The sequence below is a fragment of the Pontibacter burrus genome (genome assembly GCF_010686685.1).
Lineage (GTDB): Bacteria > Bacteroidota > Bacteroidia > Cytophagales > Hymenobacteraceae > Pontibacter > Pontibacter burrus.
The window spans coordinates 65,998-89,766 of record NZ_JAAGWD010000001.1 but is presented as its reverse complement, the minus strand read 5'-3'; the positions used below and the strand labels follow the sequence as shown (position 1 = coordinate 89,766).

Annotated in this window: 23 protein-coding genes; 12 read left to right on the top strand and 11 right to left on the bottom strand. The window is 47.3% G+C overall.

Features of this window, described 5'->3' with window-relative positions:
* The first annotated feature begins 1 nt into the window (after position 1).
* Together GXP69_RS00450 and GXP69_RS00445 are read left to right on the top strand one after the other, a co-directional pair.
* The gene (locus GXP69_RS00450; protein WP_163910874.1) at positions 2-655 is read left to right on the top strand and encodes an N-acetylmuramidase family protein; all 654 of its coding nucleotides are present in this window, start codon (positions 2-4) and stop codon (positions 653-655) included.
* A complete protein-coding gene (locus GXP69_RS00445; protein ID WP_163910871.1) occupies positions 655-1,155 on the top strand; it encodes a hypothetical protein in 501 nt (166 codons plus the stop codon). The genes GXP69_RS00450 and GXP69_RS00445 overlap by 1 nt, the downstream gene beginning before the upstream one ends.
* Positions 1,156-1,179: 24 nt before the next feature.
* Here GXP69_RS00445 and GXP69_RS00440 read toward each other — a convergent pair whose 3' ends face one another.
* Positions 1,180-1,434, bottom strand: a complete 255-nt coding sequence (locus GXP69_RS00440) for a hypothetical protein (protein ID WP_163910868.1) — start codon at positions 1,432-1,434, stop codon at positions 1,180-1,182.
* Positions 1,435-1,640: 206 nt separating this feature from the next.
* Between GXP69_RS00440 and queA the strand changes: the two genes are divergently transcribed.
* The 3 genes from queA (at position 1,641) to GXP69_RS00425 (ending at position 4,408) form a co-directional block, all read left to right on the top strand.
* Complete coding sequence (gene queA / locus GXP69_RS00435) at positions 1,641-2,687, top strand: tRNA preQ1(34) S-adenosylmethionine ribosyltransferase-isomerase QueA (protein WP_163910865.1); 1,047 nt, start codon at positions 1,641-1,643, stop codon at positions 2,685-2,687.
* 212 nt (positions 2,688-2,899) lie between these two features.
* Positions 2,900-3,529, top strand: coding sequence for a CatB-related O-acetyltransferase (locus GXP69_RS00430; RefSeq protein ID WP_163910862.1), 630 nt, complete (start codon positions 2,900-2,902; stop codon positions 3,527-3,529).
* Positions 3,530-3,727: 198 nt separating this feature from the next.
* A complete protein-coding gene (locus GXP69_RS00425; RefSeq protein WP_163910860.1) occupies positions 3,728-4,408 on the top strand; it encodes a 2-C-methyl-D-erythritol 4-phosphate cytidylyltransferase in 681 nt (226 codons plus the stop codon).
* Positions 4,409-4,517: 109 nt separating this feature from the next.
* On the opposite strand, the gene GXP69_RS00420 is transcribed toward GXP69_RS00425, so the two are convergent.
* The 3 genes from GXP69_RS00420 to GXP69_RS00410 all read right to left on the bottom strand — a co-directional run bounded on the left by GXP69_RS00420 (position 4,518) and on the right by GXP69_RS00410 (position 7,168).
* Positions 4,518-5,243: an ABC transporter ATP-binding protein gene (locus tag GXP69_RS00420; RefSeq protein ID WP_163910857.1), complete on the bottom strand. Its 726-nt coding sequence runs from the start codon at positions 5,241-5,243 to the stop codon at positions 4,518-4,520.
* Positions 5,244-5,352: 109 nt separating this feature from the next.
* Positions 5,353-5,574, bottom strand: a complete 222-nt coding sequence (locus tag GXP69_RS00415; protein ID WP_007652164.1) for a DUF2795 domain-containing protein — start codon at positions 5,572-5,574, stop codon at positions 5,353-5,355.
* A 274-nt stretch (positions 5,575-5,848) separates the two neighbouring features.
* Entirely contained in the window at positions 5,849-7,168 is a 1,320-nt protein-coding gene (locus tag GXP69_RS00410; RefSeq protein ID WP_163910855.1) for a DUF349 domain-containing protein, read from the bottom strand.
* Between the two features lie 334 nt (positions 7,169-7,502).
* Here GXP69_RS00410 and ettA point away from each other — a divergent pair, with 334 nt between their 5' ends.
* Positions 7,503-9,173, top strand: a complete 1,671-nt coding sequence (ettA, locus tag GXP69_RS00405) for an energy-dependent translational throttle protein EttA (protein WP_163910852.1) — start codon at positions 7,503-7,505, stop codon at positions 9,171-9,173.
* A gap of 469 nt (positions 9,174-9,642) precedes the next feature.
* On the opposite strand, the gene GXP69_RS00400 is transcribed toward ettA, so the two are convergent.
* The 3 genes from GXP69_RS00400 to GXP69_RS00390 form a co-directional block, all read right to left on the bottom strand.
* Complete coding sequence (locus tag GXP69_RS00400; protein ID WP_163910849.1) at positions 9,643-11,223, bottom strand: serine hydrolase; 1,581 nt, start codon at positions 11,221-11,223, stop codon at positions 9,643-9,645.
* A gap of 301 nt (positions 11,224-11,524) precedes the next feature.
* Positions 11,525-11,683, bottom strand: coding sequence for a hypothetical protein (locus GXP69_RS00395; RefSeq protein ID WP_163910847.1), 159 nt, complete (start codon positions 11,681-11,683; stop codon positions 11,525-11,527).
* 343 nt (positions 11,684-12,026) lie between these two features.
* Complete coding sequence (locus GXP69_RS00390) at positions 12,027-12,998, bottom strand: zinc dependent phospholipase C family protein (protein WP_163910844.1); 972 nt, start codon at positions 12,996-12,998, stop codon at positions 12,027-12,029.
* Between the two features lie 148 nt (positions 12,999-13,146).
* On the opposite strand from GXP69_RS00390, the gene GXP69_RS00385 reads away from it, so the two are divergent.
* The gene (locus tag GXP69_RS00385; protein WP_235925517.1) at positions 13,147-14,553 is read left to right on the top strand and encodes a beta-lactamase family protein; all 1,407 of its coding nucleotides are present in this window, start codon (positions 13,147-13,149) and stop codon (positions 14,551-14,553) included.
* Positions 14,554-14,872: 319 nt separating this feature from the next.
* Here GXP69_RS00385 and def read toward each other — a convergent pair whose 3' ends face one another.
* From def to GXP69_RS00365, 4 genes are all read right to left on the bottom strand, one after another.
* Positions 14,873-15,442 carry a peptide deformylase gene (def, locus tag GXP69_RS00380; RefSeq protein ID WP_163910841.1) on the bottom strand — a complete coding sequence of 190 codons (570 nt, stop codon included), beginning with the start codon at positions 15,440-15,442 and terminating at the stop codon, positions 14,873-14,875.
* Positions 15,439-15,858 carry a Holliday junction resolvase RuvX gene (gene ruvX / locus GXP69_RS00375; RefSeq protein ID WP_163910837.1) on the bottom strand — a complete coding sequence of 140 codons (420 nt, stop codon included), beginning with the start codon at positions 15,856-15,858 and terminating at the stop codon, positions 15,439-15,441. Before ruvX ends, def begins: the two co-directional genes overlap by 4 nt.
* Before the next feature lie 112 nt (positions 15,859-15,970).
* Positions 15,971-16,465 carry a DUF2231 domain-containing protein gene (locus tag GXP69_RS00370; RefSeq protein WP_163910835.1) on the bottom strand — a complete coding sequence of 165 codons (495 nt, stop codon included), beginning with the start codon at positions 16,463-16,465 and terminating at the stop codon, positions 15,971-15,973.
* A 1-nt stretch (position 16,466) separates the two neighbouring features.
* Positions 16,467-16,784: a hypothetical protein gene (locus tag GXP69_RS00365; RefSeq protein WP_163910830.1), complete on the bottom strand. Its 318-nt coding sequence runs from the start codon at positions 16,782-16,784 to the stop codon at positions 16,467-16,469.
* Positions 16,785-17,080: 296 nt separating this feature from the next.
* Here GXP69_RS00365 and GXP69_RS00360 point away from each other — a divergent pair, with 296 nt between their 5' ends.
* From GXP69_RS00360 to GXP69_RS00340, 5 genes are all read left to right on the top strand, one after another.
* Positions 17,081-18,742, top strand: coding sequence for a S41 family peptidase (locus tag GXP69_RS00360; RefSeq protein ID WP_235925516.1), 1,662 nt, complete (start codon positions 17,081-17,083; stop codon positions 18,740-18,742).
* 58 nt (positions 18,743-18,800) lie between these two features.
* Entirely contained in the window at positions 18,801-20,003 is a 1,203-nt protein-coding gene (locus tag GXP69_RS00355; RefSeq protein ID WP_163910827.1) for a homogentisate 1,2-dioxygenase, read from the top strand.
* 73 nt (positions 20,004-20,076) lie between these two features.
* On the top strand, positions 20,077-20,616 hold the full coding sequence (locus GXP69_RS00350) for a hypothetical protein (protein ID WP_163910825.1): 540 nt from the start codon (positions 20,077-20,079) through the stop codon (positions 20,614-20,616).
* A gap of 16 nt (positions 20,617-20,632) precedes the next feature.
* The gene (locus GXP69_RS00345; protein ID WP_163910822.1) at positions 20,633-21,010 is read left to right on the top strand and encodes a co-chaperone GroES; all 378 of its coding nucleotides are present in this window, start codon (positions 20,633-20,635) and stop codon (positions 21,008-21,010) included.
* 188 nt (positions 21,011-21,198) lie between these two features.
* A complete protein-coding gene (locus tag GXP69_RS00340; RefSeq protein WP_163910819.1) occupies positions 21,199-23,745 on the top strand; it encodes a DUF5916 domain-containing protein in 2,547 nt (848 codons plus the stop codon).
* Positions 23,746-23,769: the final 24 nt, after the last annotated feature.

The window sequence follows — 23,769 nt, the reverse complement described above, 5'->3', positions numbered from 1 at the left end:
GATGAAGATCACCCAACAGCAAAAACAGGAATTAGCCAGGCAGTTCGGGATTTCCCTGCCGATGCTGCAGGCCTTCCTGGAAGTGGAAAGCGCCGGCAGCGGCTTCTTTACCGACTGGAAAGGCCAGCAACGCATCAAGATACAGTTTGAGCCGCACTGGTTCAAGCGCCTGTTGCCTGCCGACTTACTCCAGCGCATTTATGCCCTGTGGGAGAAGCAGGAAAAAAAGCAAGGCAAGCTGACCGAAACCGAAAAGCTGCTGCTGCACAACTGGCAGATCGCTGTGCTGAACAAAGTGGATGTACAGCAGGCCGAATGGCAAGCTTTCAACTGCGCCTATGCCATCCATCCGGACACGGCCATGCAGAGCGCCAGCTGGGGCCTGGGGCAGGTAATGGGTTTCCATTACAAAGACCTAGGCTTTAAGACCGCGGCTGCGCTGGTAGAAGCGTTTAAGCAAAGCGAGTACGAGCAGGTAAAAGGCATGCTCACCTTCTGCCAGAAAAAGAAAGGCCTGATGGAAGCGATGCAGGCCCGCAACTGGGACCGGGTAGCTTTCCTGTATAACGGTCCCAAGTATGCCGAGCACGGCTACCAGCTGAAACTGGCGAAGGCCTACAGCAAGTATGAGAAACACCAGCGCATGATTGTGTAATGGAAGCAAACCGAAACGGCTGGATCTACGCGATCCTGATTATAGCCCTGGCTTTCTGTGTGGTGTTTACATTTGGCTGCAAGACCATGCAGGTAGAACAGAAGCCTTTTGTCATGGAGCTGAAGGATTCCATAGATTTTGACCCCGCCCGCCTCACCCTTTTAAACGGCTGGCAGGCACAAAGGGTTGATGATAAAACAGTAGTCTGGTTCCCTCCAGCGGTAAACAACCAGAAAATAAAAGTAAAAGGCTCCCATAACGCGAAGACCGTTGCAAAAGACAAGTCCAAAACCAAGGATGTCGGCAATACCGACACCAAGGCCAGGGGAAAAGGCATCATCGGCAACGACAATGCACCTATTGAAGCTAAGCGGCAGGCGGTGGTAGGGGATGGTAATAAGGTGGAGCAAAACAGCAGTCTGCCTTGGTGGGTGTGGCTGCTCTTAGGAGCCGGATTAGTGGCAGGGGGGATAGCCTGGTGGCATAAGAAGTTTGGTTAGTGCGTATAGATTTGTTGATTCGTGTTAAAGCCTGTCCTGTTTGGGGCGGGCTTTTCTCGTGATGGTGCCATAACCCTGCAGCTCCGGGCCGTACTCGAGCAGCACTTCCAGTTCGTATTCGGCTGTCGTATAGACCAGGTGCCAGCCCAGCGAAGTAAGAAAGAGGTCGAAGGTGTGCTCACCCATCGCGATCTGGTAGGCAAGTTCGTGAAAGTCCGGGTCCCGAAACACCAGGTCTTCGCCATTGCGGTCAAAAGGGGAATATTGGGAGCGGGGCATGTCTGCTAGATACGAAAAAGAGCGCGTTTCAATTCCCGGAATTAAGCACTATCTTTGCCCTCCCTTCGTATAGACAGGCGGCACTTTTGGGACAATGTTTCCCTATAGTTTCCCTGGCCTGCGGAGTGGAAAGTGAAAAAACAGCCTCTGCAGCATGCAAAGGCACAAAACAAGGGTAAAGTAACAAATACCGTAATATTTGATCTATGAAGTTATCAGAATTTAAATTCGACCTGCCGGAAGATCTGCTGGCACTACACCCGTCTGAAAACCGCGACGAATCCAGGATGATGGTGCTGCACCGCGACACTGGCAAAATTGAGCACCGCATCTTTAAAGATATACTGGAGTACTTTGATGATGGCGATGTGATGGTGGTGAACGACACCAAGGTTTTCCCTGCCCGTTTGTATGGCAACAAAGAGAAAACCGGTGCTAAGATTGAAGTTTTCCTGCTGCGCGAACTGAACAAGGACATTCACCTGTGGGATGTGCTGGTTGACCCGGCCCGTAAGATTCGTGTAGGTAATAAACTATACTTTGGCGAAAGTGACCTGGTCGCTGAAGTTATCGACAATACCACTTCGCGTGGGCGTACGATCAAGTTCCTGTTTGATGGTACTGACGAGGAGTTTTACAAAACTATAAACGACTTGGGCGAAACACCGCTGCCACGCTACATTAAACGTGAAGCTGAGCCGGAAGACCGTGAGCGTTACCAGACAGTGTATGCTAAAAACGTAGGCGCTGTGGCTGCACCAACTGCCGGCCTGCACTTTACAAGAGAAGTACTGAAGCGCCTTGAAATTAAAGGTGTTGATGTAACGCCGCTTACCCTGCACGTTGGTTTAGGAACGTTCCGTCCGGTAGACGTAGAAGACCTGACCAAGCACAAGATGGATTCTGAGAACTTTATGGTTCCTGCAGATACAGCTGAAATGGTAAACAAAGCGCTTGACAACAAGAAGCGTGTTTGCGCCATCGGTACAACTACCATGCGTGCTCTGGAGTCTTCGGTATCGGCGAGCAACCGCCTGAAGCCAAACGAAGGCTGGACAGATCGTTTCATCTTCCCTCCATACGATTTTAAAATTGCCAACGCGCTGGTAACCAACTTCCATATGCCGGAAAGCACGCTACTGATGATGACAGCTGCTTTTGGTGGTTACGAGCTGGTAATGAAAGCTTATGAAGAAGCCGTTAAAGAGAAATACCGTTTCTTTAGCTATGGCGACGTAATGCTGATCCTGTAAGGGTAACCTTACCAACGATAAACAAAAGCCCCGGCCAATCTGGTTGGGGCTTTTTTATTGCTAAATTGTTACAGGTTAAATTGCTGAATCAGGATTATAGGATTAACAGAGCTTAAACTATGAACACCTAAATCTCTAATTTTAACCTTTCTAACTTATACCTTTCTAAATCCTAAATTCACAAACTCCTAAACTCTTAAACTATAAAAACTATGAACGGACCTGACCCAAATGCTACTTACCCGCTGCCACACCACCACAAACTGGTTTTCCTGAAAAGCATTATTCAGAACCCCAACATTATAGTTGGCGACTATACATACTACGATGACCTGGAAGACCCTCACAACTTCGAGAAGAATGTACTTTACCACTTCGATTTTATAGGCGATAAACTGATTATCGGGAAGTTCTGCTCCATAGCGTCTGGAGTTAAGTTTATCATGAATGGCGGTAATCACGAAACTAAACCAATTTCGAGCTTTCCGTTTGAGATCTTCGGGAATGGTTGGGAGCGTATTGCTGATAAAGTGGCTTACCCTTTTAAAGGCGATACTGTAGTAGAAAATGACGTGTGGATAGGTACGGAAGCTGTGATTATGCCAGGAGTGCGTGTTGGCAACGGCGCAGTTATAGCTTCAAAATCTGTAGTTGCCAAAGATGTACCTGACTATGCTATAGTAGCTGGAAATCCTGCTGTAGTAGTTAAAATGCGTTTTACTGAAGAGCAGATACAGCAGCTGTTAACTATAGCCTGGTGGAACTGGAGCGGAGAAAAGATCAGCAGAAACCTGCACTTAATCCACAGTACAGATATAGATGCTCTGGCTGTGTGCCAGTAGTTACTCATCAAGCTATAGTTCTATAGTTGCGGCTATAGTTTCCCTAACTTTTGCCAAAAAATCCGCAAACTTGCTGAATGGTCAGTTTACTAAGCTATAACTTTCTAACTTCTAAACTTCCTAACTTATACCTTCTTAAACTCCTAAACTCCTAAACTCCTAAACTCCTAAACTCCTAAACTTTTCTAACTTTGCCTCATGGCGAAACAACTCCCCGAATATGCGATTATAGTTGCTGGCGGCTCCGGTAGCCGGATGCAGCACGACCTGCCCAAGCAGTTTATACAGGTAGCCGGTAAACCTATCCTGATGCATACTATAGAGCAGTTCTATAACTATAACCCAACTATAAGGCTGATTGTGGTTTTGCCCAAAGAGCAACTGGATACCTGGCGGGAGCTTTGTAAACAGCATGCGTTTAAGGTTTTCCATATGACGGTGCCGGGTGGTGCCACGCGCTTTGGATCTGTAAAAAATGGTTTGGGTGCCGTGATGGGAGATGGCCTGGTAGCGGTGCATGATGGCGTACGGCCGTTTGTAGAAACAGAAACTATAAAACGCGCCTTTGAGACTGCTGCCACCTACGGAAGTGCCGTCGTTGCCGTATCACCAAAAGACTCTATTAGAGAGCTAACTGCAGACGGAAGCATTGCGGTACTCCGTGCCAACTATAAACTGGTGCAGACTCCACAGATATTCAGCGCAGCTATCTTGCACAAAGCCTACGAACAACCTGAGCAGGAGTATTTTACAGATGATGCCTCTGTGGTGGAAAGTATAGGTGAGAAGATCATGCTTGTAGAGGGTAGTTACCGCAACATCAAAATTACCACTCCCGAAGACCTGATCCTTGCAGAAGCCTTTGCGACAAGTGTTTAAAAAATCAGGCTGATTTTACAGGACTTGAATACCCTGAATTATAGTTCTATAGTGGAGGCGCAATGTTATTGCATCTCTACAAGTCTCGTGTCAAAGCAATCGACAATTATCAATCAACAACCAATCTTCCAGCTTCCAGAAAAGCCTGGTTCGCTAAAACAGTTTCCTGGGAGATAGGCTCCAGCTTGGGTGCTGGCTTTGAAAGGTTAAGCAGGTAGCCCTGCATCGGGAGCAGATTATGCAGGTCGTGTGTAATGCAGAACACGGTTTTGTGGCGCTCATTCACCCAGCTTTGCAACAGCTGAAAAACCTTGTTTTTATAGTACACATCCAGCTGTTGGGTAGGCTCATCAAGCAGGTTTATAGTTGCATCCTGCAGCATAAGTTGCGCCAACCACACCAGTTGCTGTTCCCCACCCGATAAGGTTGTGAAATCATGGTCCTGCAAATGGGTGAGCTGTAGTTGTGCCAACACATTGGCTGCCGTTTCGTAATCCTGGGCAGTGTAATGCTCAAAAAAGCGCTTCTTCCGGAACATACCCATCACTACCAGGTCGAGCACTTTAATGGAAAAAGAAACAGTGTTGCGTTGCGGCAAATAGGAAAGCAGCCCCTGCTTCGTTGCATTGTGTAATGCTTTCAGGTTTTGGCCCTGCAACAGCAGTTCGCCCTGGTAAGGTACCTTCTGCTGAAAGGTTTTGAAAAAGGTGGTCTTGCCCGCGCCGTTATGCCCTATAATAGCAATAAAAGTCGGGGCAGGTACAGAAAAAGAAAGGTTGCGGATAAGAGTACGTGCCTCATAACCCGCAACCAGATTTTTTACTTCAACGATCAAAATCAGATCAATTAAAAATTAAAAATTAAAAATTCAAAATTAGAAATGTGAGTGCTGTTAAAGAGCAATTTCTAATTTCTAATTCATAATTTCTAATTTCTAATTAGCCTTAGTACTCGTCCTCGTTGAACATGAAGTCTTCCTTCGTAGGATAATCAGGCCAGATCTCTTCGATGTTCTCGTAAGGCTGTCCGTCATCTTCCAGAGCCTGCAGGTTTTCTACAACCTCCATTGGTGCTCCCGAGCGGATAGAGTAATCAATTAACTCATCTTTAGTCGCTGGCCAGGGTGCGTCCTCCAGATACGATGCTAATTCAAGTGTCCAGTACATAGTATTTTCTCCTTAACTAATTGTTGCTATTTCCAAATTGGTTTGCAAAAGTATAAATAAATATAAAAACAAAAATTTATACTTAAAAAAATTGCTTTTTCCTCGGTTTTTAACAACACAACGGAAATATTCGCTAAATGTTCAAAATAGCGATTAAAAGTTTCAGGTGCAACTATAATTGTATAACAAAAGGTAAACTATAGGCTGTAAACGCACTTTTTAAAATAAAAAAGCCCGCTGTAAAGCAGGCTTTTTTTGTGTATAATGCTGGCTTTTAGGCGTTATTGGTATATGCTTCCAGCTTCTCTTTCAAACCATTTATCATTTCCTGCTTGGTATTAATCTTGCGCTTAAAGTTGCGGATCTTACCTTGCAGCATGTTCCGGAAGGTGTCGTTGCTTGGCGAATCGCTCAGCTTGTCCAGGTTCTGCTCCAGCACTTCCAGTTCGCCCTTATCAGATTTAATGAAATCCTTCAGTGCATTAATGCGGGCATGAAGGTTTTCCTGCTCGTTTAGGCGCTCGTTGTTATTCTGCTGGCGCTTACGGATGTAGTGCTCCAGGCTGCTGGTTTCAAATATTCGATCGCAGGCTTTAATAAACTGCTCCCAAACCTGATCCGATACGGTAGGGTGTACCGGGCCCACTTTCTTCCACTCGGCTTGTAGTTCCTTGGCACGGCGTACGGCATCGCCCAGGTTATGGTGCTCCAGCAGCGTGTTAGCCTCATCTACCAGTTGCTTTTTCTTATCGTAATTTGTTTCGTAGAACTGCTCGCGCGAGGCGTTTTTCTCATTATTGATCTTCACCTTCAGGCGCTCGAAGAAATGGTTGTGTGCTTTCCGGAAGTCGGTCCAGAGCTTGCTGGTAACTTTGCGCGGCAGGCTGCTGTCAATTTCTTTCCACTGGTTCTGCAATTGCTTCAGTCGGGCTGTTGTACCTTCCCAGTCTTCTGAGTTCTGCAGCGCTATCGATTGCCTGATAAGGTCTCTGTACTTCTCGTAGGCATGGTTCTGCATGCGCTTCTTATCCTCGAAGAAGTTCTTCTTGCGTTCAAAGAAAGCTTCTATCGGAGTTTTAAAGCGCTCCTCAATCTCTTCTGTCAGCTCTTTGTCAACCGGGCCCGTTTTTATCCAGGTAGATCGAAGTTCTTTCAGCTTTTCGGAGGCTTCTTTCCAGTCAATGCTGTCCTGCAGTTCCTCGGCTTCTTTTATCAGGCCGATTTTAATTGCCAGGTTCTTCTCGCGGTTCTGCTTTATAGTTTCGTTTATCTCTTCCTCTGCTTTGGTAAGGATCTGGTACATGGCCTCAAAGTCGCCAAGGGCGTCATAGTTGCCAACCTGTTCCTTCATGTGCAGCACTTTCATCAGAAAAGAGCCTTTGTTTTCTGATGTTGCAATGCGCTCGAGCAGGGTATTTACTTTTTCGCGGAACATGCTAAAACGCTTCGCGAAATATATCAGCGAGTCGTTCTCAGATTCTTTTACGTCGCCTACTTGGCGGGCAGGGTAGTTCATGAAGGGTTTCAACCACACCTGCTGGTCCTGAATAAAGCCATATTTCATGGCTTCTTCCAATAGATCGTTGTTTTCCATTTGAATGGATCGGGTTATGCGTAGATAATTAAGTAGGGTAAGGCACTTTTCTAAACTAACTCTAGCATACGCAGCATAAGCTTCAGCGTTATATAGCAATTGTAAATATGACTTTACTACTAAACACTGTGTGCCGTACCAGTTGCAAAGCAAGTATAAGTATACTCAGCCCTTTCGTATTTTACAAGTTTAACGATTTCAGCGCAATAATCGGGAAGGTAAATGCATGAAATTTTACGATATTTGTATGTAACTGATAAAACGAGCAGGGCCGGGCAGTATAACTATAGCTGCCTTTGCCGCATCCGGAAGTATAACCTCTCAAAAAGATAGCATGAGCAACGAAAAGATCATTTTCTCAATGGCAGGGGTAAGCAAGATTTACCCTCCCCAGAAACAAGTACTTAAAAACATTTACCTCTCCTTTTTCTATGGCGCTAAAATTGGTGTGCTGGGCCTTAACGGTTCCGGTAAATCAAGCCTGTTAAAGATTATTGCGGGAGTTGACAAGCAGATACAAGGCGAAGTAGTTTGGAGCCCGGGCTATAGTGTAGGTTACCTGGAGCAGGAGCCGCAGCTGGACCCAACCAAAACTGTGCGTGAGATAGTGGAAGAAGGCGTAGCCGAAGTGGTGGCGCTTCTCAAGGAGTTTGATGAGATCAATATGAAGTTCGCCGAAGAAATGACGGACGACGAGATGAACAAGCTCATTGCACGCCAGGGCGAAGTACAGGAAAAGCTGGACCACCACAATGCCTGGGAACTGGATAACCGCCTGGAGCGCGCCATGGACGCATTAAGAACTCCGCCGGAAGATGCTATTATCGGTAACTTATCGGGAGGTGAGAAGCGCCGCGTGGCACTTTGCCGTTTGCTGTTGCAGGAGCCGGACGTGTTGTTGCTGGATGAGCCTACCAACCACCTGGATGCCGAATCGGTGGATTGGCTAGAGCAGCACCTGCAGCAGTATAAAGGTACTGTAATTGCCGTAACCCACGACCGTTACTTCCTGGACAACGTTGCTGGCTGGATTCTGGAACTGGACCGCGGCGAAGGTATTCCGTGGAAAGGCAACTATAGCAGCTGGCTGGAGCAGAAAGCAAGCCGCCTGGCGCAGGAAGAGAAAACCGAAAGCAAGCGCCAGAAGACCTTACAGCGCGAATTGGAGTGGGTACGTATGGCGCCAAAAGCCCGTCATGCCAAGTCTAAAGCACGTATCAGCCAGTATGATAAACTGGCCGGCGAAGATGCCAAGCAGAAAGAAGATAAACTGGAGCTTTTCATTCCGGATGGCCCACGTTTAGGTTCTCAGGTGATAGATGCAAATGGTATCAGCAAAGCCTACGGCGATAAGCTGCTATTTGAGAACCTGAACTTCTCACTGCCGCAGGGTGGTATAGTTGGTATCATCGGCCCGAACGGTGCCGGTAAAACCACTTTGTTTAAGCTGATAACTGGCCAGGAGAAGCCGGATGCCGGCACATTTGAAGTAGGTTCGACGGTGCAGATATCTTACGTAGACCAGGAGCACGCACAGCTGGATCCGAACAAATCGGTTTTCGAGGTAATTTCTGGTGGTACGGAGCACATGATCATGGCTGGCCGTCAGGTAAACTCCAGAGCGTATGTAAGCAAGTTCAACTTCTCGGGTGGCGATCAGGAGAAAAAAGTAGCTAATCTGTCGGGTGGTGAGCGTAACCGTGTGCACCTGGCCATGACGCTGAAAGAAGGTGGTAACCTACTGTTGCTCGATGAGCCCACCAACGACCTGGACGTGAACGCGATCCGTGCGCTGGAAGATGCCCTTGAGAACTTTGCAGGTTGTGCCGTTATCATTTCCCACGACCGCTGGTTCCTGGACCGTATCTGTACGCACATTCTGGCGTTTGAAGGCGAGTCGCAGGTGTATTGGTTTGAAGGTAACTATACCGATTACGAAGAGAACAAGAAGAAACGCATGGGCGATGTAGAGCCGAAGCGTATCCGTTATAAGAAGCTTGTGTAGTTTAAATACAAGTAATTCTTTAGTAAGGCATAGCTAGTTTTGGGTTATGCTGAAAGTTTCGGAAAAAGGCCGCTGCACTTTTGCAGCGGCCTTTTTTTATAATATAATCCGAATCAACTGATATATAGAAGTATAGCTGTATGTAAATTGTACTGAACTAACAAAAATTGCATTTCAATTTTGCGGAATGTTTAGAAATGTTGTGTCCTGTGTTAACATATCCGGCTGATGACTCGTAAAATGTAATATACAGAAAGTCAAAGGGATAAATCAGTTGTTGAACGATTAACCTTAGTTTGTTATGAAAAAAGTTTACCCTAATCAAGAAGAATTAGCTTACTGGATTATAGCAGGATACTTTGCACTGATTAGTGCGGTTGCCTTAATCGTGTCTTAGCATAACCGATAGTAAGAAAATACAAAAGCCGCACCTATAAGTGCGGCTTTTGTATTATAGGATCGACTATAGTTACTTCACCTTTTCGAATTTCAGCTCATCAAAATGGAAGTCTGGGTTATTGGCATCCAGGCGCATCTGGCTTATCGTGCCATCTTCGCCGACCAGGAAGCGCACGCGCGTAGGAGTGAGCAGGGCATAATCGTTTTTCCAGTCCAGGTCAAAAATATCGTGCTGCCAGTGGTTTAGCGTACCGCCCAGCGCCGGAGCCGGCTCCAGTTGTATATCCAGCTTGCCACCTTTTATAGTTACAATGGCATTGCCATATAGTTTGCTGTGGTAGGTGCCGGTGTAAGCATCCAGCGCCATAGTTGGCTGCGTTTTGCGCTTTTTCTTTTCTTTCTCTTTAGGATCTTTTGCCTGCTCATCAGCTTGTGCCTTTTTCGCTTTTGCTGCCGCATCAAGCATAAACTGGCTCCAGTCGCGGCCATTCTGCACACCAAAGAACTGATCGAGGGTGTAGTTTGCCAGCGGCGACATAATGCTGCTCATGCTGTTGGTCAGGATCACAATGCCCAGTTTCTCTTCAGGAGCCAGCACTGTGCGGCTGTTCATGCCTTCGTGTCCGCCACCGTGGTAAATCAGTTTGCGGCCTTCGTAGTCGCTCACAAACCAGCCCAGGCCGGCAGCTGTAAAATGTGTGCTTGGCATAAACTCCTCGGCCCCTTTAGATACCGGCATCGGGTTATGCGCCTGCCACATATGGCGGCTTGTATTCTCGCTAAAAATCTGTTTGCCTTTGTAGGTGCCACGGTTCAGGTGCAGGCGCATCCACTGGGCCTGCTGGTTTACGCTGGTAAAAATACCTGCAGCCGGGTTCCAGTTGTCCCATGCATTAAAGGTAGTAGCTACGGGCTTATCATTCTCATCAAAGCCATGCGGCGATGCCACGTTCTGCACCCCTTTCAGTTCGTTTACAGATGTGTAGGAGCGGTTCATGCCTAATGGCTGAAAGAAGGTTTCTTTTATGTAAGTCTCCCAGCTTTTGCCGGTTACCTGCTCTATCACCTGGCCAGCCAGCACAAACATAAGGTTGGAGTAGCCATAGCCATCCCGGAACCCATAAGTTGGCTCCAAGTACTGCATGCGGCGGATAATGTCTTCGCGGCTATACGTGGTGTTGTACCACAGCAGGTCTCCACTAAATGTTCTGTAGCCCGAACGGTGGCTCAGCAGGTCCTCAATGTTCAGGTTGTCTGTAACATAAGGGTTGGATAGCTGCAGGTAGGGTACATACTTTCTCACCTTATCATCCCACTTTATTTTGCCGGCATCCACAAGCGTAGCCAGTGCCGCCGACGTATAAGCTTTTGAGTTGGATGCAATCCCGAAAACGGTGTTGGCATCTACCTGGCCGCCGGTTTTACTGTTGAGCACACCGTAGCCTTTGGCAAAGATCACAGAACCATTCTTTACAATAGCGATAGCCATGCCCGGCACATCCCAGTCTTTCAGGGCCTTCTGGTAATATGCATCGAGTTTGGAAAGCGTAGCAGCAGTATTGTTGTTTTGGGCTACTGCCGGTTGCAGCAGCAAACACAGCATCAGGCACAGCAAACTATAGCTGAGACGTGAGGTATTGGATTTGTTCATTGAAGTTTAGGTTGTTTTAAGGTGCCCGAATATAGCGGTTTTTAGAGTTGCATGAAAGTGAGGTGATGTTGCTATAGTTGTTGGTTCGAGTAAGCTTGCCTTGTAGTTTCAACTCTGTCATTTCGAGTGTAGCGAGAAATCTATCTCAGCCTATAGTTACTCGATGGTCATCCTAAGCATTCTCGAGACGAGAGTCGAAGAGAGCCAGCGTAGCTGTGAAGGATCTTATATGTCCTTTAGTGGCTATAGTTGCTATTCGAACCAAGCTACCCTTTCATAGTTACTACCAATCCTGGGAGCTCTACATGCCTATCGTTTTATAGTTTGCTTTGGTGCGCTCACGGCCGCGAGGCCTCGTCTTCGGGCATCGCGCTTCTGCCTTCTTGCTACCCTCGCTGCGCTCGTGTTGGCTGCGCCACCGCAACAAGTCAAAGGCGCTCAACCCAAAGACTGAAATCACTCGATAGCTAACCTATAGTTTGATTCTATAGCTATAGTTACATCGTCTTTTCGTGGCTGAAGTTCCGCAGGGACAGGTCGCGACCTGTCCGCTCAATATCGTAAACTATAGAACTATAATCCTAACTATAGTATAGACAAAAAGCTCCCCTCCTTAGATAAGGAGGGGTAGGGGTGAGTTAATTCGTAACTATAGAACTTTAGTTGAAGCTGTAGCATTTGAAGGTCCCCCTTTGAAGGGGGGAGGGGGATGACCAACACTAACTATAAAACTATAGCAAACAACTTCATCCTGAAAATTCACCAAAGCCTGCTTAATCTGTGGTTCAGATAACATTACATCATCAATCCCCTTCTTCCCGAAGCTTATGTGGCCCCATTTCGTAGTCCTTCTTCTCCATTTCTAAACGGTGGAGTTCTTCTGGTGTAAGTGTGTTGGCGAGTGTGCCTAAACTTGGCTGGCCGGCATCTACCCAGGCAGTGTACCAAAAACTGGCGACAGTATGAATAGCTAATCGCATTTGGCGCTCTACCTGTCCGTTAAGCTTGCGGCTGTAGGCTTCTGAAAACGCACGGGAATAGACACGGGTGGTTAGGTTATTTCGTAGCTCAAAGCTATACTTCTTTTCTTCGTCAAACTCTGAGGTTAGCTGCCGCTCGAAGTGTAGCACAGAGTCCAAAGCGGTGTGGGCGCTGGCCACCAGGTCCCAAGCGCGAAGTTGTGGATTGGTGACATAGTTGGCCTGGCCTACAAAAAAGTCATAGTTATCCGAAAACAGCTCCGGCAACCGCGACTCCCAGAACGCATGGATACCGCGCTGACCAGTTAGCTGCCCGTTATAGTTGCTGGTAGTGTGCAGTGGTACACAGGCATCGGCAATGTAATGACCGATATCAGCCGAAAGTCGCAGAATTTTGTCGAGGTTCCGTTCTTTAAATGCCTGTGTAAGCTGATACTTCATAAAGTTGATGTGCCAGGGCACAATGCCATAGGCCAGCAATGTGTCTTCGGAATACTTTTCAACGGCTTGTTGCCAGAGGCGAGGCATTTTATGCAGGGCGCTGTCGCCGTACATGTCTAGGTCGATGTAGTGGCGCGGAGCTTCGCCTTCCACAGCGTAGCGACGTTTGTCGGGGTTAACTGCATTTTCGGTAATGTAGCGGATGTGCTTTTTGTAGAAGCCTACCATTTCGGGTGGAAGCGAAAATACCGCCAGCCGGTTTATGCGCTGGTGCGCATAGAAACCCCAACTATAGCTGCGAAGGGGCATCAGCAAAATCAGCAGTATAAGTATAGCTTTTATAGTTCGGGCCATACCTGCGGTTTACGGAAATTTAAGGCAGAGTGATTAGAGGTAAAATTATAATGCTAAAAATGCTATATTTATAGCTGAGTGTATCTGATGACTACTATAGTATTAGGTAAACTATAGTAGTGCGACACATAACTAACCCAAACTTAATATGAAAAAGCTGTTTTTAGCCTTGCTGATGCTTCTGGCCAGCAACCTTACTCATGCACAGAACGATACCTATAAGCAAGCAGTAGCAGCTTTTGTAGAAAATTACAATGCGGGCCAATACAGTAAGATATTTGACGCCTTCTCTGAGGAGATGCAAACTTTTTTGCCTGCCGACAGAACTGTTACCGTACTCTCAGGCTTAAAAACGCAATTCGGCAACATAGCTGGCACGGAACTCATCGATTTTAAGAACGGCAACATGGCTTCTTACAAAGCCACTTTTGAGAAGGGGGTGCTGCAACTAAACCTTTCGGTTAACGAAAGCACCCGCATAAGGGGAATAGAGTTTAAACCGTACGTTGCAGAGCAGGTAAATTATGACCATGTAGTAAATGCACTGAGCGGGATAAACAAGCAGCAGGCCGACCTTATTTTTGAGCATGTAAAGACCTTTCCGGGGAACACGCAGTTAGCTTTTGCTTTTGTAGAGAATGGCAAGCCTGCTTATTATGGAATTATAAAAGAGAATGACACTGTTAAATTTACTACTAACAGTCAGAAGGTTTTCGAGATTGGCTCCATAACAAAGGTATTTACTGCTACCCTGTTAGCCGACCTGATCGTACAGAAAAAGCTAAAACCAGAAGATGAGGTTAATCGCTATTTCAGCTTTCCGTTTAACAACAACACCCGCCTGAGTTTCGAAAGCCTGGCAAACCATACCTCGGGCCTGCCTCGTATGCCAGCTAATTTCGAGGCTTCAGTAGATAACCAGGCTAACCCTTATAAAAACTACGATGCCAACAACCTGCATGCTTACCTTAAAGATGAGCTGACGCTGAGTAATACAGGTAAAAAAACATACGCATACTCTAACCTCGGTTCCGGGCTGCTTGGTTATAGTTTGGGCTTAGCTCAGAAAAGCGATTACCGCGATATGCTGCAAAAGCGCGTGTTTAAAAAGTATAACATGCGAAACACTTTTACCGATAGAACCGCTGCTGCAGGCAAACTGGTAACAGGGCTTGACAAAGACGGAAAACCTACCAGTAATTGGGATATGAGCGTTTTTGCCGGCGCCGGCGCAATTCTGTCTACCACCGAAGATATGGCGACCTTTATGACCGCACACTTTAAGCCGTCTGATAAAGTACTGGCTCTTACCAGGAAACCGACCTTTGTAGTTGACGAAAAAATGGAAGTAGGATTAGGCTGGCATATCATAAAAATGAAATCAGGACAAAGCCTGCACTGGCACAATGGCGGCACAGGTGGTTATACTTCTTCTATGATACTGGATGCCAGCCAACAGAAAGGGGTTGTAATTCTATCTAATGTGTCGGCGTTTCACCCTGATATGCAGCAAATAGATAACCTTTGCTTTGGGCTGATAAATACTCTGCCATAGAAGCCGGGACACAATAACTCTTTATTGACAACTTAGCTTTTGAATTATTACGCTTCAGGTACCGACTATATTGTTGGCATAGAACATCATTTCAGATCGATCTATGGCGCATGCAAGGGATGTAAAGCAGAAGCAGAAGTATTAGAGAATATTAAGAGCGACTTCATTGTTTTAGTGTCTAAAAGAATGCCTAAAACCTACTTTTGTTGTCGTGTGTAAGGTGTTTATGCCTTCACACAGCTTAAGGCATTACCCTCCAGAACCAAAACGGCCTGCTATAAAGCTATAGCAGGCCGTTTTTATATCTCTAAATTATAGTTTAGCGGCGCTTATCAGCAGCCGGGAACTTCATTTTATAGTCGGCGTCTACTTCGCCTTTTGATATTTTGATCAGCTTATTTTTGATCAGGCGTTTCTTCAGGCCGTTCAGGTGGTCGGTGAACAGAATGCCTTCGATGTGGTCGTACTCGTGCTGGATAACGCGGGCGGTCATGCCATCATAAGTGTCGGTGTGCTCGTTCCATTCCTCATCAAAATAGTTGATCACGATGCGCTCCGGGCGGTAAACGGTTTCGCGCACACCCGGTATGCTTAGGCAGCCTTCTTCAAAACCCCACTCTTCGCCATCTTCCTCAATAATTTCCGGGTTGATAAACGCTTTTTTCACGCCTTTGCCTTCGTCCTTATCATCCATCATCGGCTCCGAATCGATCACAAATAAACGGATGCTTTTACCGATCTGCGGAGCTGCCAGGCCAACGCCGTGCGCATGGTACATGGTGGTGTACATGTCTTCGATCAGCTCTTTCAGGTCCGGGAAATCCTGAGGAATATCTTCTGCTTCCTTTTTCAGGACAGGGTCGCCGTAGGCTACAATAGGGTAAATCATGATATGTTTTTGCTCTCTAAGTACGATTGTAAAATAATGGCAGCGCTTACGCGGTCTACGGTGCCTTTATCCTGGCGGTCTTTCTTTTTAAGTCCGCCGGCCAGCATGGCAGCCTGTGCCATTTTAGATGTAAAGCGCTCATCTATAGTATGCACCGGTATAGCTGGAAACTCACGTTGTAGGGTACGCATAAAGCCTACGACATGCTGCGTGGCATCCGAATCTTCGCCGGATAGGCGGCGCGGCATGCCTATAACTATAGCTTCTACGGGTTCGCGCTGCACATACGCTTTTATAAAGGCCAGCGCATCTTTAGCATGTACCGTGTCCAGCGGGTTTGCTACTATCTGTAGCACATCTGTAACGGCCAGTCCTACGCGTTTTGTTCCGTAATCAATTGCCAGTATTCTGCCCATAGTTCGCTTTTGTACGGCAAAGGTAAGGATTTAAATTTTTGGTTTATACTAGTTGATTGTCAGGAAGACATTGACAGTGCTGTTTGTGGTGACTTTATTCCCAATGCTATCGTTACTCAAATCCGGCACAATCGGATGACGGGACGTTTACGCCGCCGGCCTGGTTATAAACCACCTGTGCGCCCAGGTGCCCGGCGTAGGTAAGGTAACTAGAGCCAACCAACATGAGCACCACAACTATAGCTTGTGTAGTGCGGGGCCACTTTGCTAATATGCCTGAAACAAGCAACAGGTTCAGCGCAGTAGCCGCAGAGAACAGATAAGCTACATTAAAAGCTGCTATTTCATGATCTTTTAAAACGGTAGGGTCACAGAGCTTGCGCGATACAATGCCATCAGCCATGTCGCCGGTGTAGATTGCCACCCAGGCCGTAACTACACCCAGGTAGAGCAGGTAAGAGCCAACCCTCTGCCAGAATGCCCGCTGTTCATTCCTAACTATAAGCGCTACAACTTTAGCCAGCGTAGCCAGCAACAGAATAGCGATCGGGAAATGTACGCTCAGCGGATGCCAGATTTCGGTCCGCCAAAAGGTTGGCTCGTTCATGCTACTCCAGTATTCTTACAGCTTTAGGGTCCAGGCGCTGGCCGGTCTTTTCTACTTCCACTTCCACTTTGCCGCCTTGTTTCAGGTGGTCGAACGGTACGGTTTCGCCATTGTGTGTAAGTGTGGTATTCTCTGTAAAGTATAGTTCCAGCACCTTATTATCATCAGTTTTTACGTAGATCTCGGTTTTGGCCGGTTCTACTTTCTGTATCGTGCCCTGGTAAGTGCCGGACTCAACAACATCGGTTTGCTGCTGGCAGCTAAAGAAAAACGGTGCCATAGCTACTATAGCCGGCAACAGTGTTTTTGTGATTTTCATGTTTTATAGTTTTTAGCGGGTAGTTGAATATTGGTTTTACGATATACGCTCTTGTACGATAAAATATAGTTTATAGCTGGGAGCAGGATGCTGGAGAGGAGAAAGACAATTCCTGCGACTCTCTAACTCCCAAACTCCTTAACTCTTAAACTATAACATCAGCTGTAGTAGTGGGGCAGAACGCAACCATGTTAAATTTGTATTTGTATAGATAAGGAGCCCTTCTGTATATTTATAGCAACAGACATGGCCGGCCCGGTTTTTGGACTGGATAATGCACACTTAAAGAGTTAACTATGAGCAAAATGGAACAAGACGAGGAAAAGAGAGCAGTCCGAAACTCGCCTATGCAGATAAAGATGCCATTGCTGTTTGCACTGGCCCTAGCAGCCGGGGTGCTGATAGGTGCCAACACGTTTTCACCGTCTACCACCAACCCGCAGGATACCGCCAAAAGCTACCTGAAGTTTCGCGACGTCCTGAGCTACATAGACCGCGACTACGTGGATACCGTGAACATAGAAGCTCTGACTGACCACGCTATAACCCAGATGCTGGAGAAGCTGGACCCACACACATCGTATATTCCGGCAAAAGACATGGCCATGGCCCGCTCGTACCTCGAAGGCGACTTTGAAGGCATCGGTGTAGAGTTCAACATTTTTAAGGATACCATTTATGTGATCACCCCACTGAGCGGTGGCCCTTCAGAAGCTGCCGGATTAATGGCCGGGGACAAGATTATAAGAGTGAACGGGGAGACCGTGGCAGGCACAGGCATTACCAACGAAGGTGTGTTTAAGCGTTTGCGCGGTAAAAAAGGCTCTGAAGTAAAGCTGGACATCATGCGCCGCGATAACCAGAAGCTGCTGCCGTTTGCTATTAAGCGCGATAAGATTCCAACAGTGTCGGTGGATGTGAGCTACATGGTAAACGACAAGACAGGTTATATTAAAGTAAGCCGTTTTTCGGCCCATACGTTTGATGAGTTTAAGGAAGCGTTGGCCGGACTGAAGAAAAAAGGCATGAACCAGCTTATTCTGGACCTGCGCGGCAACCCCGGCGGCTACATGGACCACGCCACCCGCATGGCTGATGAGTTCCTGTCTGGTAACAAGCTGCTGGTTTACACCGATGGCAAAGGCACACGTTACGACTCTAAAACCTTCGCCCGCACCAAAGGCGATTTCGAAAATGGCCCGCTGATCATTCTGCTGGATGAGGGCAGTGCTTCGGCTTCTGAGATTGTGGCCGGCGCCGTGCAGGACAACGACCGCGGACTTATAGTTGGGCGCCGTTCGTTTGGCAAAGGGCTGGTGCAAATGCCTATCCCGCTTAACGATGGATCGGAGCTGCGCCTGACTATATCGAGGTACTATACGCCAAGCGGCCGCTCTATTCAGAAAACATATGCAAACGGGACTAAAGAATACGGAAAAGATCTGCTGAACCGCCTCGAGCGTGGCGAGTTTTTCCACCCGGACAGCAGCCTGTTTGTGGATTCGCTTAAGTTTAAAACATCCCGCGGTCGTGTGGTGTATGGTGGCGGTGGTATTATGCCTGATGTTTTTGTGCCGCAGGATACTTCTGCTTTTTCAGAGTACCTGAGCCAGTTATACAGCAACAACGTGCTCCGCGAATATGCCCTGTCCTACTATAAGCAGAACCAAAAGGAACTGGAGAAGATGCAGTTTGCACAGTTCAGAAAATCGTTTGAAGTGACAGATAAAATGCTGCAGGATGTGGTGAAGCTGGCAACCCGAAGCGAAGTGAAATACAATGCAGCGGAGTTTAACCGTTCTAAAGAACTGATCCGAAATAACCTGAAAGCTTTTATAGCGCGCAGCGTGTATGGTAATACTGGTTTTTACCCTGTGCTGCATGAGGCTGATGAGGAGTTTCAAACGGCGCTTAAACAGTTTAACAGAGCACAGAAACTGGCAAAAGGCGGTGTGTAATTATTTGTACATTTGTAAAGCTTACTATAGTTAAACTATAACCTTATAGCAGTAACGCATGGCATTCTATTATAAACTGGGCGAGATCCCGCACAAACGACACACACAGTTCCGGCAGCCTGATGGCAGCCTATATGCCGAGCAACTGGTAGGCACGCTGGGCTTTAGTGGCGTGTCGTCGCTGTTGTACCACATCAATCCGCCAACCAAGATAAGCCGCATAGAGGAGCCTGTGCCCTTTAAACCCACTATAGCCGAAGGTATAAAGCTGGCTCCGCACCACCTGCGCACCCTCGATGTTAAAGTTACCGGTACCGATTACCTGGACGCCCGCAAAACCGTGCTGCTCAACAACGATGTGGATATCAGCATCTGCAACCCGAGCGAACGCGACATGAACTACTACTATAAAAATGCTGCCAGCGATGAAGTAGTGTTCGTGCACGATGGCTCCGGCGACCTGCTCACCCAGATGGGCCGCATCCCGTTTAAGCCCGGCGATTACCTGGTAATTCCGCGCACGGTTATTCACAAGTTCCGGTTCGATGAAGGCGATGTAAGACTGCTGATTATAGAAAGCCACAGCCCGATAGAAACGCCGCGCCGCTATCGCAACCACTTCGGGCAGTTGCTGGAGCATTCGCCGTTTTGTGAGCGCGACATGCGCCCGCCAGTAGAGCTGATAACCGAAACCGAAAAAGGCGAGTACCGTGTACAGATCAAAAAAGAAGGCTACCTGCACCAGTATTATTATGAGTTCAGTCCGTTTGATGCCGTAGGCTGGGATGGCTTCTTCTTTCCGTATGCCTTCTCTATCTATGATTTTGAGCCGATAACGGGCCGCATTCATCAGCCACCACCGGTACACCAGACCTTTGAGGCACATAACTTCGTGATCTGCTCGTTTGTGCCAAGGCTGTTCGATTACCATCCGCTGGCCATACCGGCACCGTACAACCACTCCAACGTAGACTCCGATGAGGTGCTCTATTATGTGGAAGGTGATTTCATGAGCCGTAAAGGCGTAGACAGGGCATCGTTTACCATACATCCGGGCGGTATACCACATGGGCCGCACCCGGGTACGGTAGAGGCAAGCATCGGCAAAAAAGAAACACACGAATACGCTGTGATGATCGATACCTTTAAGCCACTGCACTTAACCGAATACGCTGCCGGCCTGATGGATAAGAACTACCCGATGAGCTGGAACGACAGCCACGACACAAACGGCCCGCGTGCGGCCGACATGATGGATTAAACTATAGTTTTGAAGGCCGGAGCCATTACGCACAAGTAGTAGGTCCGGCCATTTTTACGATACCTTCCTGCCTATGAAAAAGTTCTTTGCGGCGGCCTTACTGCTGGTTATAGTTGTGGTTGCAGCCTGTGATACGCTGGACGAGCGCTTTGTATTTTACATCAACAAAAATAAGGAGCTACGCCTAACACCAAAGTTGCCAACCGGTAAGATGCTGGAACTGGATACGATCACTATCATCACGCATGCTGATACCACATTTGAGCGAAACCGTACGCGTGCAGCGTTTGTGCAGGAGATAACACTGGATAAATTTAACCTGAGTCTTACCGATAGTACCAAACAAGACTTCGATTTTCTGGAGAGTGCAGATGTGTATATGTCCGCGGATGGACTGGACGAGGTGCGGGTAGCTTTTATAGAGAATAATCCGGCAAACGATTCTACCCTTAACTATTCCGTGAACCTGAACCGGACCAACACCCGCCTGGATGAGTACTTGAAAAAAGAAGCTTATACCATACATACGCGTCTGGTACTGCGCGAAAAGGTGGATACTGTGCTAAATGTGGTTACAACTATCCGTTTTAAAGTAATTGCCGACCCTTTTTAATATGCTTAGCTTACCCATGAGAATTTCAGAAAAGAACAAGCTGGAGAAGATCATTATAGTTGGAGACCGTGTACTAATAAAACCCACAACATCGCGGGAGCAAACCAAAAGCGGTTTGTACCTGCCGCCAGGCGTGCAGGAGAAAGAGAAGGTGCAGGAAGGTTATGTGATGAAAGCCGGTCCCGGCTACCCTGTGCCGACCGACTATGGCCTGGATGAAGAGATCTGGGGCGAAGACGCCGAAAACGTGCGCTACATTCCGCTTCAGGCCAAAGAAGGCGACCTGGCCATCTACCTGCAGCGCGATGCCATCGAGATCAATTACCTGGGTGAAAAGTATTTTATAGTTCCGCAATCGGCAGTACTGATGCTGGTGCGCGAGGAAGACCTGTAGCTATAGTTTAGCTGCAAAACGGTAGTTATTGGAGCCACGCCCGCAGGTGTGGCTTTTTTTATTTTCTGACCTAGGACTTTTAAAGCAACTATTTTTACTTTTTCTCCATCTTTATGGAGCCGGACAACTCTCACATACTGATAAAAAGCTACTTTTGTATTAGAACTATACTTGTGCGCTACGTAACTATGAAAAGAATTTTACCTGCAGCCATCTTGCAGTTTCTCTGCTTGTTCTGCCTGATTACCACCAGTCTGCCGGCCGTGGGGCAGGCCGCTAAAAATTCCCAGGCTGCAGCGCCACGTAAAGAACTGACCGCACAACGCGTAACCACCGCTCCTAAAATAGATGGAGTATTAGATGAACCGGAATGGCAACAGGCACAGATCGCTACTGACTTTATCCAGAATCGGCCTAATCCGGGCCCTAAGGAGAGGTTTCCGACACAGGTAAAGATCATGTATGACGATGAAGCCATTTATGTAGGCGCCGTGATGCAGGATGCCGCGCCGGACAGTATTTTTAAAAGCCTGAGCCAGCGCGATGACCTGGGTAATGCTGACTGGTTTGGCGTGTTTCTGGATACTTATAAGGATGAGATAAATGGCTACGGCTTTTTTATTACACCTGCCGGAGTGCAATTAGATGCACGATATTCTGCAACAGGCGAAGATTTTAGCTGGAATGCTGTATGGGAAAGCAGTACCAGTATTCAGGGCAATAAGTGGGTAGCTGAGTTCAAGATTCCTTACTCGGCTATCAGGTTTAGTGCGCGGCCCGAACAGCTGTGGGGCTTAAATTTTATGCGTAACCGGCAGGCTACCCGGCAGGGCTATTTCTGGAACCACGTAGATCCGGCCAAAGATGGATTTGTGAACCAGTGGGGGCTGCTCTATGGCATTAAGAACATAACTCCTCCTGTTCGTCTGTCTTTTGCGCCCTATGTTTCTGCTAATGCTGAGCGCTTTCCGAGTGGTACACAGGAAGGTGGCAAGGAGCAGTATAAAAACGACGTGAACTTTAGCGGTGGCATGGACCTGAAGTATGGTATCAGCGATGCGTTTACATTGGATATGACCCTGGTGCCTGACTTTAGCCAGGTGCCGTCAGATAACCAGATTCTTAATCTTTCACCTTTCGAGATACAGTACAACGAGAACAGGCCTTTCTTTCTGGAGGGTACGGAGCTGTTTAACAAAGGTAATTTTTTCTACTCCCGCCGGATAGGGGGAAGGCCCGTTAACTTTGGCAAGGCCGGTGACGACTTGCCGGAGCACGTTATAGTTGCCGAAAACCCGGTAGAGACCCGTATGATAAACGGAACAAAGATCTCCGGTCGGACGCGCTCCGGGCTTGGTATAGGAGTTTTTAACGCGGTGGTAGGCCGCTCTTATGCCACCCTGCGCGACACGATAAGCGGAGCGGAGTACGAGCGCGAAACCCAGCCGCTCACCAACTATAACGTAACCGTGCTGGACCAATCGCTGAAGAATAACTCCTACATAACCTTTGTAAACACAAACGTAATGCGGCAGGGCAGCACCTACGACGCCAACCTGACCGGCTTGCTGCTTCGGTTAAATACCAAAGGCAACAAATTTGCCTTTGATGGCAAGGCTGCTCTTAGCCAGCGCTATCATACTGACGATACAGAGCTAGGCTATATGTATAGTCTGGGAGTTGGTAAAACAAGCGGCAATTTTACCTATAGTTACCGCCACTCAGTAGAGTCTGATACCTACAACCCGAACGACCTGGGCATTCTGTTCTCTAACAACAGCATCGAAGAAAATGTAGAGTTTCAGTATAACATCTACCAGCCATTCTGGAAGCTTCTGAATCTGTATACCAACGTTGGTGCTATTTATGCTCGCCGCTACGAGCCAGGCACCTTCCAGAACTTTGTAATCTATTCCAATATCAATGGTACCTTCAAGGGTTTTCTGGGTGCCGGGCTTTATGCAAACCTGGAACCTGTTAAAACCTACGACTTCTTTGAGCCGCGCGTCAAAGGCTGGTACTATGAGTATCCGGTAAACTATTCTGTAGGCGGGTATATCTCATCTAACTACAGCAAAAAGTTTGCACTGGATGTAAGCATGGACTATCGTTGGTTTGATGAGCACAATCGCCATAATTTTGGCTACGGCATTTCGCCACGTTACCGGCCAAACGATAAGCTGTTGTTGGTTTACAGATTCAATAAGGGCTACAGGAATAATGACATAGGTTATGCCGATAACCTTGATGGGAAAAAGGGACTTTATGATCCTGTTAAAATTGAAGGCGATAGCATCATATTCGGTCTCCGCAAAGTAGATGATGTGTCGAACAGCCTGCAGATGCAGTATGTGTTCAATAACAAAATGTCACTGTCTCTGGTGGTGCGCCATAACTGGTCTAAAGTGTACCATAGCAACTACTATAACCTGCTTCCGGACGGCGGGCTGATACAGTCGAACTATGTGCCCGAGCACTATGAGAAAAAGCCTGATCGCAATTTCAACTCCTTTAACCTGGATATGGAATACTCGTGGTGGTTTGCCCCAGGCAGCGAGTTGGCAATTGTCTGGAAAGATGCCTTCCTGGAAGAGTCCTCCATCATTAAGCCAAGGTACTTCGATAACGTGAATCATACCTTCAAGTCGCCCCAATCCAATATGCTGTCGGTTAAAGTTCTTTATTACATCGATTACCTGACACTGAAGAACAGATTCGGGAAGCGGAAAGTATAACCTTTAGATAGTATAGCAACAAAA